Genomic DNA, 15,208 nt, shown 5'->3' on the forward strand with positions numbered 1-15,208 from the left:
TCGATGATGAAAGGCGCCAATGTCGTGGTGCCCGCCGCCGAGGTCCGGGTCGAAGTGAGTTGGCAGGCGGGGCCGGGGGTGCCCGACGCGGACGCGTCCGCCCTGCTGCTCGCCGGGACGAAGGTGCGCTCCGACGACGACTTCGTGTTCTACAACCAGGCGGTGCACCCCTCCGGGGCGGTGCGCCACGTCGGGAAACGCCAGGGCCCCGCGGTTGCCGACACCTTGACGGTGCAGTTGGCGCAGGTGGAACCGCAGATCGAGAAGATCGTGCTGGCCGCCTCCGCCGACGGCGGCACCTTCAGCCAGTTCCGCGACCTCTGCATCCGGGTGCTCGACGCGGCGACCGGTGGAGAGGTCGCCCGATTCGACAGCACCGGCGCCACCACCGAGACCGCGTTCGTCCTCGGCGAGCTGTACCGGCGTCAGGGTGCGTGGAAGTTCCGCGCGGTGGGTCAGGGGTACGACACCGGACTGGCCGGGCTCGCAACGGATTTCGGCATCACTGTCGACGATGCCCCGGTCGACCAGCCCTTCACCCCGCCCCCGAGCCGGCCGACTCCCGCTTTTCAACCGCAGCAATCGGCACCGGCACCGCCACCGACCCAGTCCTACGCCCCGCCGCAGGGCCAAGCACAACCGGTCCAGCCCAGCCAGCCTTACGCGCCACCCCAGGGCCAACCACAACCGGTCCAGCCCGGGCAGGTTGCACCGCCGGGACAACCTTTCGCCGCGCCGAACCAACCGCATCCGGGCGCTCAATTCCCCTCGCCGGCAACACCATCCGGGCAAGCCCCGGTGAACCTCGCGAAAGTCTCCCTCACCAAGGAATCCCCGAGCGTCTCGCTCACCAAGCACGGCGCCACCGGCGGTGTGATGCGGGTGAATCTCAATTGGACCTCCATGGCCGCCACCGGCCGCATCTTCGGCAAACTGCGCGGCAAGAACATCGATCTCGACCTGTGCTGTTTCTTCGAATTGGTCAACGGCGCGATCGGGTCCGTCCGGGCGCTGGATCGGCGTTTCGGCGCGCTCTACGAACCGCCGTTCATCCACCTCGACCAGGACGACCGCACCGGCGCGAGCATCACCGGTGAGAACCTGTCGATCAATCTCGACTACACCCGGTTCTTCCGCCGCATCCTCGTGTTCGCCTCGATCTACGACGGGGCAAGCGATTTCCGCAACGTCCACGCCACCGTCACCCTGCACCCGGTGAACTCGGCACCGATCGAGATGACACTCGACGGGTGCACCGACAACTCCCGTGACGCCGTGCTCGCGGTGCTCGAGAACGTGAACGGTGAACTCGTGGTGCGCCGCGAAGGTGTCTTCGTCCGGCCACCAGCCGGTCAGCCGGGTGGCGGTGTGATGGAGATCGCGCGACTCTACAACTGGGACTTCGGTTTTCAAGCGGGACGCGGAAAGTGATGCGGCATCCGGCGACCAGGGTGCTCAACGCACTGGTCTACCACCCCGAGCGGCACCTCACGCAGACGCCCGCCGCGCTCGGCCTGGACTACCGCGATCTGCACATGCGCACCGCCGACGGCATCGATCTGCACGGCTGGTTCGTGCGTGCCGAACGCCCGCGCGCCCACATCCTCTACGCCCACGGCAACGCCGGGACCATCGGTGACCGGGTGTCGATCATCGCGCTGCTGGTCGCCGCCGGTTTCGACGTGCTCGCCTTCGATTACCGAGGTTTCGGGCACAGCGGCGGCGCCCCCGGTGAGCACGGCACCTACCTGGACGCGCGTGCGGCGCGCACCGCCCTGCTCGAGCAGCCGGAGGTCGACCCCGCACGGGTCGTCTACCTGGGCAAATCGCTCGGTGGTGGGGTATTGCTCGAGCTGGCGGGCGAGCACCCGCCCGCGGGCATGGTCCTGATGTCGACCTTCAGCGGTATGCGTGACGCCGCCCGCTCGGTCTATCCGTTCCTGCCCGCACCGCTGGTTCCGGACGCCTACCCGAACCTGCGCCGGATCTCCGCGCTGCGGGTGCCGGTGCTGATGATGCACGGCGAACACGACGAACTGCTGCCGCTGCGCCATGCCGAACGCCTGTATGCGGCCGCGAACGAACCCAAGCAGTTGATCGTGGTTCCCGGGGCGGGCCACAACGATGTCATCGACACGCTCGGACCGCGCTGGCCACAGCTCATCGCACAGTGGAGTGAGTTCCTCGACAGGTGAGCTCGGCTGCGTAGCCTGGCGGTATGAGCGAAACGAGCGAGATCCTCGGCCGGCTGGCCGCGCTGCCCGACGCCGAACTGGTATCGCTGCTGCGCGCGGCGGTGTCGGGCAGGCCGGGGCTCGGCGCCGTCGCCGCCGCGCTGGCTCAGGTGGAGGCCGGTCATGCCGAGGTCGGCCCACCTGTGATGCTCGACACCGAGGCCGAGATCGTCGACGCGGAGCCGGTGGCATCCGAGCAGGTCGGAGATGGTCATGCGGTACCGCCGGTACCGCTCGGGGGTTCCGGACCCGCCGCGAACGCTGTGACCGGCGGATATTCCACTTCTGGAGTGCCGACATTCGACGCGGTTCGCGATAAGGTCGAGCAGCGTTTCGGCACCGCCCAGGGCATGGGTGAACTCGACCGGCAGACTCCGGCGGGCCGCAGCGCCGACGAACAATGGGAGGCGCGGGGCAAGGCCGCGCGCGAGCGTCTGGATCAGATCCGGAAGGCGATGCGGGACAACGATTCCGGCGCCTAGCCTCGCGTCCTCCCAACCGAGCGACAACCGTGAATGGGTGGACATACATGACGCAGGCGCGCCAGATCGCCGAACGACTGCTCGACGCGCAGGTCGACTACCTGCTCGGCGAGGTGACCGGCGAACGGTTCGCCGAGGTGATCGCCCGCGACGTGGCGGCTGTACTCGCCGTCGGCGACACCATCCGCTTCGGTGATGTGGTCTCCCTGGCCGACGGCGAGGAGACGGTGGCGCGGGTCTTCGACCGCATCGGCGGTTCGCCGGTCATCGCCGACACGGTCGGGGTCTTCTCCGACGCCATCTACGACCACATCGCCACCAACACCGACTACACCCTCGGCGACGTCGTGGACCGCGAGCCGGTGGAAGCGTTGCTGGAGAAGATCTTCGGCATGCACCAGGCCCAGGAACGCATCCTGGACCGGCTCACCGAGAGCCCGCTCGTGGCGACCGTCGCGTCGCGTTTCGTCGACAAGCTGATCGGCGACTTCATGCAGGCCAATCGGGAACGCGCCGAGAAGATTCCGGGTGTGTCCTCGCTGATGTCGCTCGGCCAGTCCGCGGCCAACCGCGCCAAGAAGGTCGCCGCCGACAGCACCTTCGTCGGTGACCTCGCGGGCAAGGGCGCCTTGTTCGCGCTCAAGCGCACCAACAACGCCATCCGCGACATGCTGCGCGACGCCCCCGTGCACTCGGCGGCGATGGAATTCTGGGACCTGCACGCCGACGAACCGGTGGCGGGCCTGCGCGAATACCTCACCCAGAAGGACCTGAACGAACTGGTCCAGATCTGCTACGAAATCGCGGTCACCACCAGGGAGAAGGAATACTTCGGCCTGCTGGTCCGCGAATGCGTCGAGGTGTTCTACACCCGCTACGCAGACCACACCCTCTCCTCGATGCTTCCCGAACTCGGCCTGAACGCCGACGACATCAGCACCGAAATCCTGCGCTACGGCCCTGCGGTCATCGAAGCGGCCAAGCGCAACGGCGTCCTCGCCCAACTCCTGCGCGAACGCCTCGAACCCTTCTATTACTCCGACCAGGTCCTCGGTATTCTCGCCGGGGAATGAGTGTCGATCCTCACGCGAAGCGGGGCGAAGGGCGAAGGTTCCTTCCAGCCGCACGAGGCTTTCGGCGACGAGGTGCCTGGCGAGGGGTGACTCGGGTGAGGAGACCGCTGCCGCTTCGATCGCGGTTCAGTAGGTGCCGTCCTGATCTCGGTCGACCACTACCGGCACCGGGCGAGCCCGGAGCGCGGAAGGATGTGGCAGCGGCGGCGTTGCGGCAATTTCGGCGAATTGCCCGAATTATCGCGGTGGACGGTTATCGTTCTTATCCGGTTCACCGCAAGTCTTCTCGTCTTTATGCTCGGGAAATGTGGGTGGCGTCACAGCGAAAATTGTGCGGAACAAGTCGGACATCGAACGAATCCGTCACCGAATTACGGTGGGAGCGGTGAGCTTTCCGACACAGAGGGCCCCGTTCGTTTCCGGCATGTTGAGATCAATGCACGAATCCCGTTCTTACGCTGTCCCGGATTGACCGTGCACCCGGGGCAGTGCAAGTTGACACCTGACTTTCGGTGGGCCGCCGCGAAATACCGCGTGTGGCGTTTCAGAGGAGCAGGTGGTGCGTTCACATTCCCGTCGGCGGGCCGCGGGTGGCGGGCTGATCCGGCCGCGCACCATTTCCGGGCAGCTCGCCCGGATTCTCGCGGTGTCGCTGGTGCTCGTGCTCGTGCTGCTCGGAGTGACGATGTCGACCCAGATCACCGCGTTCCGGCGCAGCGGGGAGACCGTGGACGCGGTCGCGGTTGCCCTGGCCGCACAGGATCTGGTGCACCAGGTGCAGCGCGAACGCGGGCTCAGCAACGGTCTGCTCGGCGGTGACGCGCGGCTGGTGCAGGCGGTCGGGGACCAGCGTCCCGCCACCGACGCGGCGCTGCGCATCCTGAGTGCCGCGCTGACCGCCGACCCACCCGGCGCGGGGGAGGTGCGCTCGGCGCTCGGTCAGCTCGGCGGGCTGCCCGGCGTCCGGTCACAGATCGACACCAGGACCGTTTCCCGACAGGCCGCGTTCCAGTTCTATTCCGACAGCATCGACGCGCTCAACCGGCTCGCCCTCGGCCTGGATCAGGCCCGCGATCCCGCCGTGCGCCACGGCCTGCAAGCCCTCTACGCCCTGGGTGACGCCAAGGAGTTCACCGCTCGCGAACGTGGCTTCCTCAACGGTGTGTTCGCGGCGGGGGAGTTCGTGGCGGGGGAGTACGTCCAATTCCTCGACATCCGCGCGGCCCGCACCGCCGCGCTCACCCAGTTCGACCGCGAGGCGACGCCGGCGCAGCGCGACCGGCTCGCCGCCGTCCTGGGTGGTGAAAGTGCCACGCGGGCAGCGGAATCGGAGAACGCCGCCATCGCGTCCACCGCCGGACCGTTGACCGTTCCGGTCGACCCGGCGGTGTGGTGGTCGCAGATGACCGAGGTGATCGACGCACAGCGCACCGTGCAGCAGGCCGTCGGCGACGATGTGCGGGCCCGCGCCGCCGACCTGCGCCGCACCGCGGCCATCGTGCTGGCCGCCTTCGCCCTTGCCGCACTGCTGGCGGTCGCCGCCGAGGTCGCGCTGGTGTTCGCGAGTGTCCGGGCCATCGTGCGACCCCTGGCCGAGCTCGCGGCCGAGGCCGACGACGTGGCTTCCACCCGATTGCCCGAAGTAATCGCCGCATGGCGCGGATCCGCCGACACCCGCCCCGACCCACCCGCGCCCGTCCGCACCCCACCGGGCTCGAGTGTCGAGATCGGTGCTGTCGCAGGCGCTTTGGACCGCGTGCAGAGCACCGCCTTCGACCTCGCCTCCGAACAGGCGCTGGTGCGGCGCAACACCACCGAGTCGATGGCGAACCTGGCCCGGCGCAACCAGAATCTCGTGCGCAGACAACTCGGCCTCATCAGCGAGTTCGAACGCGAGGAACTCGACCCGAAAACCCTGTCCAACCTGTTCGAACTCGACCATCTCGCCACCCGCATGCGGCGCAATGCCGAAAGCCTCCTAGTGCTGGTCGGTGAGGCGAGCCCGCGTCGGTGGGCCGAACCGATCGCGCTCACCGACGTCATCCGGGCGGGGCTCTCGGAGGTCGACGACTACCGGCGGGTGGTGCTGCGTCGCGTCGACGAGGTCGCGATCACCGGTGCGGTGGTCAGCGAACTCGCGCACGCTCTGGCGGAGCTCATCGAGAACGGTCTGGCGTTCTCCCCACCCGACCTCGAAGTGGAGATCTACGGGCGCAAAGTGGCCGGCGGGTACCTGCTCGCGGTCGTCGACCACGGCGTCGGCATGTCCGCCGAACAACTCGCCGAAGCCAATGCCCGCCTACGTGGCGAGCAGGACTTCATCGTCGCCTCCACCCGCTACCTCGGCCACTACGTGGTCGGCCGCCTCGCCGGCCGTCTCGGTATAGAAGTGGAACTCAACACCTCACCGGTGAGCGGCATCGTCGCCCGGCTGTTGCTGCCATCGAGCCTGATCATGGACGAAAGCTCGTCAGGGCGTGGCGATTCCGGCAGTGCTCGAGTTGGGCGACAGTCCACGGATAGCCAGGATGGCGACGCCAACGGTTCGCCCGACGATGCGCGGCACAACCGGGGACAGATGGCGGCGAGCGGAGCCGGCCGCGTGCCGGAACCCCTTCGGCGCGATGCCGGCCACAACGCGTCCGATCGGGAGGGGGCCCGTCACCCCGACGACCGGCACTCGGAGCCGGGCCGGAACGGTGCCCGTGTGCCGGTCCCCGGCGAGCAGGGTGCCCGGCTCTCGGACCCAGGCCGGAACGGTGTCCGTGTGCCGGATCTCGGCGAGCAGGGTGCCCGGCGCTCGGAGCCGGGCCGGAACGGTGTCCGTGTGCCGGATCTCGGCGAGCAGGGTGCCCGGCGCTCGGAGCCGGGCCGGAACGGTGTCCGTGTGCCGGATCTCGATGAGCAGGGTGCCCGTATTTCGGCGCCGACGCCGAACGGCACGCCGCTGCCGAACTTCGATCAGCATGATGGCCGACAACTACGAGTGGATCCGCTGAACGGCCACCACCCGGCCCAGCACCCCGTCGTTCTTCCCGCCGATCCGCCCGGCGCCGACCAGGCTTCCCCTGTCGTCTCCTCGCCCTACATTCAATTCCTCACCGGTACAGCGTCTTACGTCGATGAAACGCCCGGTTCCAACGGCTCGAACCGCGGGACGCCCTCTCGTGCCGCTGGTGGGCCTACTGCTCGGACCGGCAATGTCGGCACCGCGGCGGCATCGGCCGGTTCCCTTGCCCGACAGGCCGGTTTCGCAGCCGAGGGCACATTCGACGCGCTCGGTCGAGCGTCGATCGACATGGACCGCACCCGCAACGGCTCGGCCCGTGTCGCCCCAACGCGAGGAAACGATGACGCGACCGCCCGGAGCGGTTTCAACCTGTCGCCGGAACCGCGCGACACTCGGGGCGACGGGGTGGGCGGTGACCTCGACGTTACTGGTCGAGCGCCGGTCGAACGTACCCGCAACGGCCTCGTGAAGCGCGCCAAACGCGCCACACCTTCGGACCGTCCCCGCCGCGAAGCCCCGCTGCACGACCGCCCGCAGGTCGCCGAACGTACTCCAGACCAGACCCGCAGCATGCTCGCCGCGTTCCGCACCGGTCACGAAAGCGGTAGCGGTACACGCGAAGACGACCCGATCCGCTGACAGCAAGGAGCCACGGTGACCACCCACCTCCCGACCGCCGACCCGCACACCTTCAACTGGCTGCTGGGCAACTTCGTGCGCAACACCGACGGGGTGCGCGACACGGTCGCCGTCTCGTCGGACGGCCTGCTCATCGCCATGTCGGAAGGTCTCGACCGTACGGGCGCCGATCGGCTCGCCGCCATGGTGTCCGGACTGTCCAGCCTGGCCCGAAGTGCCTCACGCAGTTACGACTTCGACGGCCTGAAGTTGATCCTGATCGAGATGAAGCGCGGCTTCCTGCTCGTCTCGGCGCTGGGCGACGGCAGCTGCCTCGGCGTGATCGCCGACGGTGGCTGCGATGTGGGTCTGGTCGGCTACGAGATGGCCGTGCTCGCCGAACGAGCGGGCGCCCTGCTCGACCCGATGCTGATCGGTGAGCTGCGAGAGACGTTGCGCCGATGAGGGATTCCGATCGGCCACGCCTGCCCGACCCACGCATGGTCCCGCTGAACCAGCCGACGAGCTGGAGCGCCGGGCAACCAGTTGCCCGGCCGGCCGACGACACCGACGACGATCGGCTCGTTCGCCCCTTTGTCGTCACCTCGGGCCGCACGGTCCCGGTCCTCGACGGCCTGCGCCTCGAAACCCTGGTCGTGGCAGCACCTTCGGCCCTGTCGGCACCGTTGCGTTTCGAGGAGCACACCGTCGTGCGGTTGTGCCAGCATCCCCACTCCATCGCCGAAATCGGTGCCGCCCTGCGGATTCCGGCCGGTATCGCCAAGGTGATCGTCAGCGACCTGGCCGCAGCCGGTCAGGTGACCGTGCGCGACGCGCCCGAGCTGACGACCGCCGCCATCGAAAGGATCACCGACCTTGTCCGCGCACTCTGAAACACGCATCGCGGCGTCGATGCCGGCATCGGTGAAGATCGTGGTCAGCGGCGGTTTCGGCGTCGGCAAGACGACCTTCATCGGCGCCATCTCCGAGATCGAGCCGCTGGTCACCGAGGCCGCGATGACCGAAGTGTCGATCGGCGTCGACAACCCCGGCCGCCACGCCGAGAAGACCGCGACCACGGTCGCGCTGGACTTCGGCCGTATCACCCTCGACCGCTCGCTGATCCTGTACCTGTTCGGCACCCCGGGCCAGGACCGCTTCGTCTTCCTGTGGGACGACCTCGTCGACGGCGCACTCGGCGCGGTGATCGTGGTCGACACCGCCCGCGTCGAAGACTGCTATCCCGTCCTCGACTACTTCGAAGACCACAACACCCCGTTCGTCGTCGTGGTCAACCGCTTCCCGGACACACCACACTTCGACCTGTCCGAAGTCCGCGAAGCCCTCGGCCTCGACGACTGGATCCCTGTTCTGGATTGCGACGCCCGCGACCGAGACTCGGTGCGCGACATCCTCGTGGCACTCCTCGAGCAGGTCCTGCTGCACCGCGCCCTGCCCCGCCACCTGGAAGTCAGCTGAGCAGGGTCGGCGGAGCGGTGGGCACGGGCATTGCGCGGCGCGTATGGCACGCGCCGCCACGACACTCGATGCCTCAGCGGCTGCCCAGCGGGGCTCCGAAGAAGGTGGCGAACTTGGCGGACAGGGTATCCCCGAGGAAGGGCAGGGCGCCGGGAGTGGCGGCCATGGTGCCTGCGTCGGAGGTGGTGCAGCCCGGTGCGGCAGGAATGCCGTCGAGCCGGTCGCGCAGCCAGAGCAGTGCGGCGGGTCCGCCGACGACCTCGGCGACGATGTGTTCGCTGGCGTGGTCGCGGGTGTAGGTCAGGGAGGTGTTCGGGTCCCGGCAGTAGGTGTCGACCAGGGTGTCTGTCGCGGCGAGAGGGAGGATCTCGTCCCACGCGGAATGCCATAGGAACAGCGGCATATCGGGGACGGACTTGCCCATGCGTGTGTCGTCGAGCATGGCCGCCACCGGCGGATCGTCGAGCGGGTTGCCGTCGGAACCGATCATGCCGGTGAGGTCGAGGAACGGCAGCAGTGCCGACTGGTACTGCACGCACAGCGGCGACTTGACCGCCATCAGCCCCCTGCCGAGCGGGTTCAGTCGTTGATCGAGATAGGTTGCGAAATCAGGGTATTCGCGAGTGAGACCCAGCACGGCGGCGAAGACCAGGCCGGAGGTGAGCTGGTTGTTCGCCATGGTGAGGGCGGCACCCAGATCCGCGCCGACCCCACCCTCGGCCGCGCCGACGATGTTCAGTTCGGGTGCGTAACTCGCGTGCAGCTCGGCGGCGTGCCCGGTCGCGATCGACCCGCCGGAGTACCCGTAGAGGCCGACCGGTGCGTCGGGCCCCACCTCGAGCGGCGCGAATCCGGTCGCGGCACGAATGCCGTCGAGAGTGATCCGACCCGCCAGCGGCCCGGCGGCATAGGCCGAGTACGGACCCTGATGGTCGGGCACGACGACCGCCCAGCCCTGCGCCAGCGCCGCCTGCGCGAACAGGAATTCGGCGGGCACCACGATCTGTCCGGCGACCGGCGCGACCGAAAGATGTTGCAGCGCATAGGACGGCGCGCAATAGCCTGCGGTCGAGTCCTCGGCCAGCTGGACCGAGAGCAGCTTGCGGGGTGAGATCGCCTGTCCGCGTGGCTTGATCAGCGTGGCCACGGCCGGGATCGCCTCGTCGCGGCTGTTGTTGGAGCGGTAGGACACCTGCCATGCGTCGACCTCGACCGGAAGCACGCCGAAGTCGGCGACGGTGACCTGCCTGGCCGCGATGATCGCGCCGGGTTCGGTCGCCGCAACCACATCGGCGGGCGGAAGGTAGAAACCCGGGTCGAGCTCGGGCGGCAGCGGAATCACCGGGGCGGGCGGGATCGCCGTCGGCTCGGCCGCGACCGGACCGGCCGCCACCACCGTTGCCGCCGCGAGCACGCTGGTGGCCAGGGCGAGCCAGCGCGGAATCAGGGGAGATCTCATCGTGCACAGTCCTCACAGGAATTGAGACGCCTTCGTCTCAATGGCGGCTACTATGGCACGGGTGTGGTGTGGATCGCAATCAGATGCGGGTTACGCGGGCGAGGTCAGGGCATTGAGCAGGGTGGTGAAGACATCGACGAGATCGTCGACGGGCGGCCGGGGGTCGTCGAGACTCCACTGGTGCACGGCGCCGTTGACGGCGCCGATGAAGGCCGCCATCGCCATCCGCCAACCGCCCGGCGGCGTGCGCACGCCGTCGCGCGCGGCCGCGACGGTGGCGACGGTGGCGACCACCTCGCCCCACTGATCCCGGACCCGAGCCCGGTGTTCCTCGACCGAGGCGCTCACCCCGACGATCTCGACGAACGCCACCTTGGCCGCCCGGATGTCGTCGGTGATGGCCGTCGTGTAAGCCCGCAGCGCGGCTTCGATGAGGGTACGCAGGTCGTCGGTGCCGACCGCCGCCAGCGCGGCGAGCACGGCGTCCCGCGCCCTACCCTGCACCGTGTCGTACACCGCGACCAGCAGTTCCTCCCGACCGGCGAACTGCTCGTAGAACTGCCGCCGCGACAGCCCGGCCGCCGCGCACACATCGGTGAGCGAACTGTTGGCGTACGACTTCTCCGCGAAGACGGTCAGCCCGGCCTCGATGAACAGCGCACGACGCTCGACCTGCCGCTCGGCGACCGAAGTGCCGGTGTAATTGTGCCGAGTCCGCCCAGATGTCACCCCACGACCCTACGAGGTGGCCGCCTCGACGGGGCCGATCGGGACCACCAGCGGGGTGCCGGTGACCGGATCCTCGATCACCTTCGCGCGCAACCCGAACACCTGCGCCACCACGTCCTCGGTGAGCACTTCGGCGGGCGTGCCCGCCGCGACCACGCGTCCGGCCCGCATCGCGACCAGCCGATGGGCATAGCGTGCGGCGAGATTGAGGTCGTGCAGCACCATCACCACGGTGCGGTTCGCCTCGGCGTGCAGCCGCCGGACCAGGTCGAGCACCTCGATCTGGTGGGCGAGGTCGAGGAAGGTGGTCGGTTCGTCGAGCAGCAGCAGGTCGGTGTTCTGGGCCAGAGCCATCGAGATCCACGCGCGTTGGCGTTGCCCGCCGGACAGCTCGTCGAGCGAGCGGTCGGCGAACTCGACCATATCGGTCCAGGTCAGCGCCTCGGTGACGGCGGACTCGTCGTCCTGGGACCACTGGCGGTACCACCGCTGGTGCGGGTGCCTGCCCCGCGCGACGAGGTCGGCGACGGTGAGACCGTCCGGGGCGAGCGGGGATTGGGGCAGGATGCCGAGCACGCGCGCCACGTCCCTGGTCGACATCCGGTCGATGCGTTTGCCGTCGAGGTGCACATGACCACCGGTGGGCCGCAGGAGCCGGGCCATCGCGCGCAGGAGCGTGGATTTTCCGCAACCATTGGGTCCGATCACCGCGGTGATCGTGCCGCCGGTGACCTCGAGATCCAGCCCGTCGACGACGGTGGTCGTCCCGTAACCGAGGGTCAAGGCGTCGGCCTGGAGCCGAACGGTCATCACACGCCCGCTTTCCCGGCGCGATTGCGCCGCATCAACAGATAGATCAGATAGGGGGCGCCGAGCACGGCGGTGACCACCCCGACGGGCAGCTCGCCCGAGGGCAGCAGCGTGCGGGCGACGAGGTCGGCGGCGACGGTGAAGGCCGCGCCGAGGATCGCCGAGGTGAGCAGCGGTGGCTGGGCCGAACCGGTGAGCCGCAGCGCCACCTGCGGCACCGCGAGGGCAATGAAGATGACGGCCCCCGCCGAGGCGGTCGCGACCCCGGCGAGCAGTACCGCCAGCACCAGCAGGGTCAGGCGGGCGGTGTTGAGCCGGATGCCCAGCGAGCGGGCGGTGTCGTCGCCGAAGTGCAGGGCGCCGAGCAGGTGGGTGCCCGCGAGGACCACCGGCACCAGGACGGCCAGCGCGACGGCGACCGGTGTCACCTGGATCCAGCCGCTGCCGTTGAGGCTGCCGGTCAGCCAGGTCACCGCCCGCGTCGCGACATCGACTTCCCCGACACTGAGCAGCCAGAACGTCACGCTGGACAGCAGCGAACCGGCGCCGAGGCCGACCAGTACGAGTCGATAGCCTTCGATCCCGCCGCGCCAGGCCAGCACGAAAACTCCCAGCGCGGCGAGTAATCCGCCGAGCATGGATGCCACCGGCACCCCGATCTCGGCCACCGCGCCGCTGACCTGCCCCCGGCTGCCCGACAGCGCGATCACCGCGACCGCGGCGACGCTCGCGCCCGCGGTGACACCGAGAATATCGGGACTGGACAACGGGTTTCGCGCGATGCCCTGGGTGATCGCGCCGGACAACGCGAGCGCCGCGCCGACCAGCGCACCGGTGAGAATCCGCGGCAGCCGCAGATCCCACACCACGTATGCCAGCCCGTCGTCGCCACCACCGGTGAGCACCGCGAGCACATCCAGCGGCGTGACCGGGCCGCCGTCGGGCATCGTGTAGGTGCCGAGTGCGAGCGCGACACAACTGGTGACACCGAGCACCGCCACGCCGAGCAACAGGACCGCCGTGGTACGCAATCGCAACTGCCAGGACACCGGTCCCAGCCGCACCGCCCGCACGGTACTCATACGGTCACCAGCTTCCGGCGACGGACCAGCACGATGAAGAACGGCACGCCGACGAAGGCGAGCATGATGCCCGCGGGTAGTTCGCCCTTGTCGAGTACCACCCGTCCCGCGATGTCGGCGACCAGCACCAGGATCACACCGAGCAGCCCGGCGACCGGAACCAGCCAGCGGTAGTCGGGTCCGGTGATACCACGCGCGAGGTGCGGAACGACGAGTCCGACGAACCCGAGCGGCCCGGCGATCGCCACCACCGCGCCGGTGAGCAGCACGATCGAACCGATGCCGACGGTGCGGGCCAGGGTGACGCGATGACCGAGCGCGCGGGCGGTGTCCTCACCCAGGCCGAGCGCGTTGAGCGCGGAGGTGTTGGCCAGGGCGAGCACGATCCCGGCGACGACGAAAGGTGTTGCCTTACCCAGCAAGTCGAGACTGGTTCCGGCCAGCGACCCGGCCTTCCAGAAGCGGTAGATATCGGTGACGTCGGTGTCGAACAGCACCACTGCCGAGATCAGTCCCTGCAGCAGGTAGCTGACGGCGGCGCCGGCCAGCGCGAGAGTCACCGGGGTCGGCCCGCCCCGCCCCGTCGTCCCGATGACGAACACCGTGACGGTGGCGATCAACGCACCCGCGAAACCGAACCACACATAGCCGAACAGGCTCGAGATGCCACCGACCATCACCGCCGCGACGATGCCGAGCGCCGCACCCTGGGTGATGCCGAGCAGCGCCGGATCCGCGAGCGGGTTCCTGGTGTGGCCCTGGATCACCGCTCCCGCGATGCCGAGCGCGAGCCCGGCGAGGATCCCCAGCAGGGTGCGCGGCAGCCGAAGGCCGTTGACGATGGCACCGGTCTCGGTGTCGGTGGTGCCGCCGAGCGCTTGCAGAACATCCAGGGGCGCGATGAATTTCGAGCCGACGGCCATGCTGAGCAGCACGGCCGCGACCACCGCGACCAGCAGACCCGCGATGAGTAGCAACCGGCGAGACCGCGTGTCGGCGAACACGGCTCCGGGCGGCGATGCGGTCACTTTCCCTCTTCGTAGTTGGTAATTAGGTAAGGCTTCGCTACGTTAGCAACCCTGAAGACAACCGAACCACCCGGGAGACGTCGATGAATACCCCACTGAGCCGTCGGCTCGCCGCCGCCGCGGCGGTCGCCGCCGCCGTACTGAGTCTTTCCGCGTGCGGCCAGGAACGCGCGAACCCCGGCGCCGCGAGCAGTGACTGCGACACCGCGAGCAACCTCGACGGCGGCGCTTATCCGCGCACCATCGAAAAGGGCGCGGTCAAGGACGCGGCGGGTGCGGATGTCGGCACCGTCGTCGACCCGGCGACCATCGCCACCCGCCCGGTCCGCGTCGCCGCGCTCGATCAGACATTCGTCGACGCCGCCCTGGTGCTGAACACCGAGCTCGTCGCGTACACGACCTACCAGTCCATGGGGGACAAGCTGCCGGCGTTCCTCGGTGCGTCGGCACAGACCTGCGGCGGCCGCGCGGTCAACATCGGCAACGTCCAGACGCCCGACATCGAGAAACTGGCCGGCGCCCGCCCGGATCTGATCGTGTCGGCGAAGGTGCGTCACGAGAAGCAGTACGAGCAGTTCCGTGGCATCAAGCTCGGTTCGGGCACGGTGCCGGTGGTGTTCAGCCAGACCACCGGCGCCACCTGGAAGGAGAACCTGCTGTTGCTCGCGAAGGCGGTCGACAAGGAAAACCTCGCCAAGGCCAAACTCACGGCTTACCAGGACCGGGCCGCCGCGATCGGAGCGGCGATCAAGGCCAAAAATGGGGGCATCGCGCCCACCGTCTCGCTGCTGCGTTTCATGGGCAAGGAGGACCGGCTCATGCAGCGGGTCAGCTTCATCGGCGACATCTTCGCCGACACCGGCCTGAACCAGCCCGACAAGTCCGCCGACCCGAAGAACGACTTCGCGATCACGCTGAGCCCGGAGCGTCTGCTCGACGCCGACGCCGACTACGTCTTCCTCACCAGCAGCGGCGAGGACGCCGCCACCCAGCGCAAGGCGGCCGCCGAGGCCAATCCGCTGTGGAACCAGCTGCGCGGCAAGATCACCCCGGTCGACGACCTGGTCTGGCTGACCTCGGTCGGTCTCACCGGAGCGCACGCGGTGCTCGACGACATCGCCGCGACCTTCGGGGTCGACCCGGCGAAGTAGCCGGGGTACTTCCTGTTCGCCCACCCCTACACTCGGCGGGGTGGGCGAACAGA

Annotated in this window: 14 protein-coding genes; 9 read left to right on the forward strand and 5 right to left on the reverse strand. The window is 68.8% G+C overall.

The genetic code is table 11. The features are described from left to right. Positions 1-3 precede the first annotated feature (3 nt). The 8 genes from ACWEVR_RS24800 to ACWEVR_RS24835 all read left to right on the forward strand — a co-directional run bounded on the left by ACWEVR_RS24800 (position 4) and on the right by ACWEVR_RS24835 (position 8,896). Positions 4-1,431, forward strand: a complete 1,428-nt coding sequence (locus ACWEVR_RS24800; protein WP_452468944.1) for a TerD family protein — start codon at positions 4-6, stop codon at positions 1,429-1,431. Then, complete coding sequence (locus tag ACWEVR_RS24805; RefSeq protein ID WP_452468945.1) at positions 1,431-2,195, forward strand: alpha/beta hydrolase; 765 nt, start codon at positions 1,431-1,433, stop codon at positions 2,193-2,195. The genes ACWEVR_RS24800 and ACWEVR_RS24805 overlap by 1 nt, the downstream gene beginning before the upstream one ends. 23 nt (positions 2,196-2,218) lie before the next feature. After that, positions 2,219-2,716 (forward strand): hypothetical protein, encoded by a 498-nt coding sequence (locus ACWEVR_RS24810; RefSeq protein WP_452468918.1) that lies wholly within the window; start codon positions 2,219-2,221, stop codon positions 2,714-2,716. Positions 2,717-2,763: 47 nt separating this feature from the next. Beyond that, positions 2,764-3,789, forward strand: coding sequence for a hypothetical protein (locus ACWEVR_RS24815; protein WP_067644546.1), 1,026 nt, complete (start codon positions 2,764-2,766; stop codon positions 3,787-3,789). Positions 3,790-4,348: 559 nt separating this feature from the next. After that, positions 4,349-7,438 (forward strand): sensor histidine kinase, encoded by a 3,090-nt coding sequence (locus ACWEVR_RS24820; protein WP_452468919.1) that lies wholly within the window; start codon positions 4,349-4,351, stop codon positions 7,436-7,438. A 15-nt stretch (positions 7,439-7,453) separates the two neighbouring features. Then, a complete protein-coding gene (locus ACWEVR_RS24825) occupies positions 7,454-7,882 on the forward strand; it encodes a roadblock/LC7 domain-containing protein (RefSeq protein WP_181697719.1) in 429 nt (142 codons plus the stop codon). Then, positions 7,879-8,310: a DUF742 domain-containing protein gene (locus tag ACWEVR_RS24830; protein WP_452468920.1), complete on the forward strand. Its 432-nt coding sequence runs from the start codon at positions 7,879-7,881 to the stop codon at positions 8,308-8,310. The genes ACWEVR_RS24825 and ACWEVR_RS24830 overlap by 4 nt, the downstream gene beginning before the upstream one ends. 19 nt (positions 8,311-8,329) lie before the next feature. Then, positions 8,330-8,896 carry a GTP-binding protein gene (locus ACWEVR_RS24835; RefSeq protein ID WP_452468946.1) on the forward strand — a complete coding sequence of 189 codons (567 nt, stop codon included), beginning with the start codon at positions 8,330-8,332 and terminating at the stop codon, positions 8,894-8,896. A gap of 73 nt (positions 8,897-8,969) precedes the next feature. Here ACWEVR_RS24835 and ACWEVR_RS24840 read toward each other — a convergent pair whose 3' ends face one another. From ACWEVR_RS24840 to ACWEVR_RS24860, 5 genes are all read right to left on the reverse strand, one after another. Next, positions 8,970-10,355, reverse strand: coding sequence for a lipase family protein (locus ACWEVR_RS24840; RefSeq protein ID WP_452468921.1), 1,386 nt, complete (start codon positions 10,353-10,355; stop codon positions 8,970-8,972). Positions 10,356-10,445: 90 nt separating this feature from the next. Beyond that, entirely contained in the window at positions 10,446-11,084 is a 639-nt protein-coding gene (locus tag ACWEVR_RS24845; protein ID WP_452468922.1) for a TetR/AcrR family transcriptional regulator, read from the reverse strand. Positions 11,085-11,093: 9 nt separating this feature from the next. Then, on the reverse strand, positions 11,094-11,894 hold the full coding sequence (locus tag ACWEVR_RS24850; protein ID WP_067498488.1) for an ABC transporter ATP-binding protein: 801 nt from the start codon (positions 11,892-11,894) through the stop codon (positions 11,094-11,096). Then, on the reverse strand, positions 11,894-12,976 hold the full coding sequence (locus ACWEVR_RS24855) for a FecCD family ABC transporter permease (RefSeq protein ID WP_452468923.1): 1,083 nt from the start codon (positions 12,974-12,976) through the stop codon (positions 11,894-11,896). The genes ACWEVR_RS24850 and ACWEVR_RS24855 overlap by 1 nt, the downstream gene beginning before the upstream one ends. Then, the gene (locus ACWEVR_RS24860; protein WP_452468924.1) at positions 12,973-14,004 is read right to left on the reverse strand and encodes a FecCD family ABC transporter permease; all 1,032 of its coding nucleotides are present in this window, start codon (positions 14,002-14,004) and stop codon (positions 12,973-12,975) included. The genes ACWEVR_RS24855 and ACWEVR_RS24860 overlap by 4 nt, the downstream gene beginning before the upstream one ends. An 83-nt stretch (positions 14,005-14,087) precedes the next feature. Here ACWEVR_RS24860 and ACWEVR_RS24865 point away from each other — a divergent pair, with 83 nt between their 5' ends. Beyond that, entirely contained in the window at positions 14,088-15,155 is a 1,068-nt protein-coding gene (locus ACWEVR_RS24865) for an ABC transporter substrate-binding protein (protein WP_452468925.1), read from the forward strand. Positions 15,156-15,208 lie beyond the last annotated feature (53 nt).

Source organism: Nocardia sp. NPDC003979, from assembly GCF_053605015.1.

Excerpts from the sequence above, each read along its gene's own strand:
- ACWEVR_RS24800 (WP_452468944.1), top strand. The coding sequence starts at position 4 with ATGATGAAAGGCGCCAATGTCGTGGTGCCCGCCGCCGAGGTCCGGGTC.
- ACWEVR_RS24805 (WP_452468945.1), top strand. The coding sequence starts at position 1,431 with ATGCGGCATCCGGCGACCAGGGTGCTCAACGCACTGGTCTACCACCCC.
- ACWEVR_RS24810 (WP_452468918.1), top strand. The coding sequence starts at position 2,219 with ATGAGCGAAACGAGCGAGATCCTCGGCCGGCTGGCCGCGCTGCCCGAC.
- ACWEVR_RS24815 (WP_067644546.1), top strand. The coding sequence starts at position 2,764 with ATGACGCAGGCGCGCCAGATCGCCGAACGACTGCTCGACGCGCAGGTC.
- ACWEVR_RS24830 (WP_452468920.1), top strand. The coding sequence starts at position 7,879 with ATGAGGGATTCCGATCGGCCACGCCTGCCCGACCCACGCATGGTCCCG.
- ACWEVR_RS24835 (WP_452468946.1), top strand. The coding sequence starts at position 8,330 with ATGCCGGCATCGGTGAAGATCGTGGTCAGCGGCGGTTTCGGCGTCGGC.
- ACWEVR_RS24840 (WP_452468921.1), bottom strand. The coding sequence starts at position 10,355 with ATGAGATCTCCCCTGATTCCGCGCTGGCTCGCCCTGGCCACCAGCGTG.
- ACWEVR_RS24850 (WP_067498488.1), bottom strand. The coding sequence starts at position 11,894 with ATGACCGTTCGGCTCCAGGCCGACGCCTTGACCCTCGGTTACGGGACG.
- ACWEVR_RS24855 (WP_452468923.1), bottom strand. The coding sequence starts at position 12,976 with ATGAGTACCGTGCGGGCGGTGCGGCTGGGACCGGTGTCCTGGCAGTTG.
- ACWEVR_RS24865 (WP_452468925.1), top strand. The coding sequence starts at position 14,088 with ATGAATACCCCACTGAGCCGTCGGCTCGCCGCCGCCGCGGCGGTCGCC.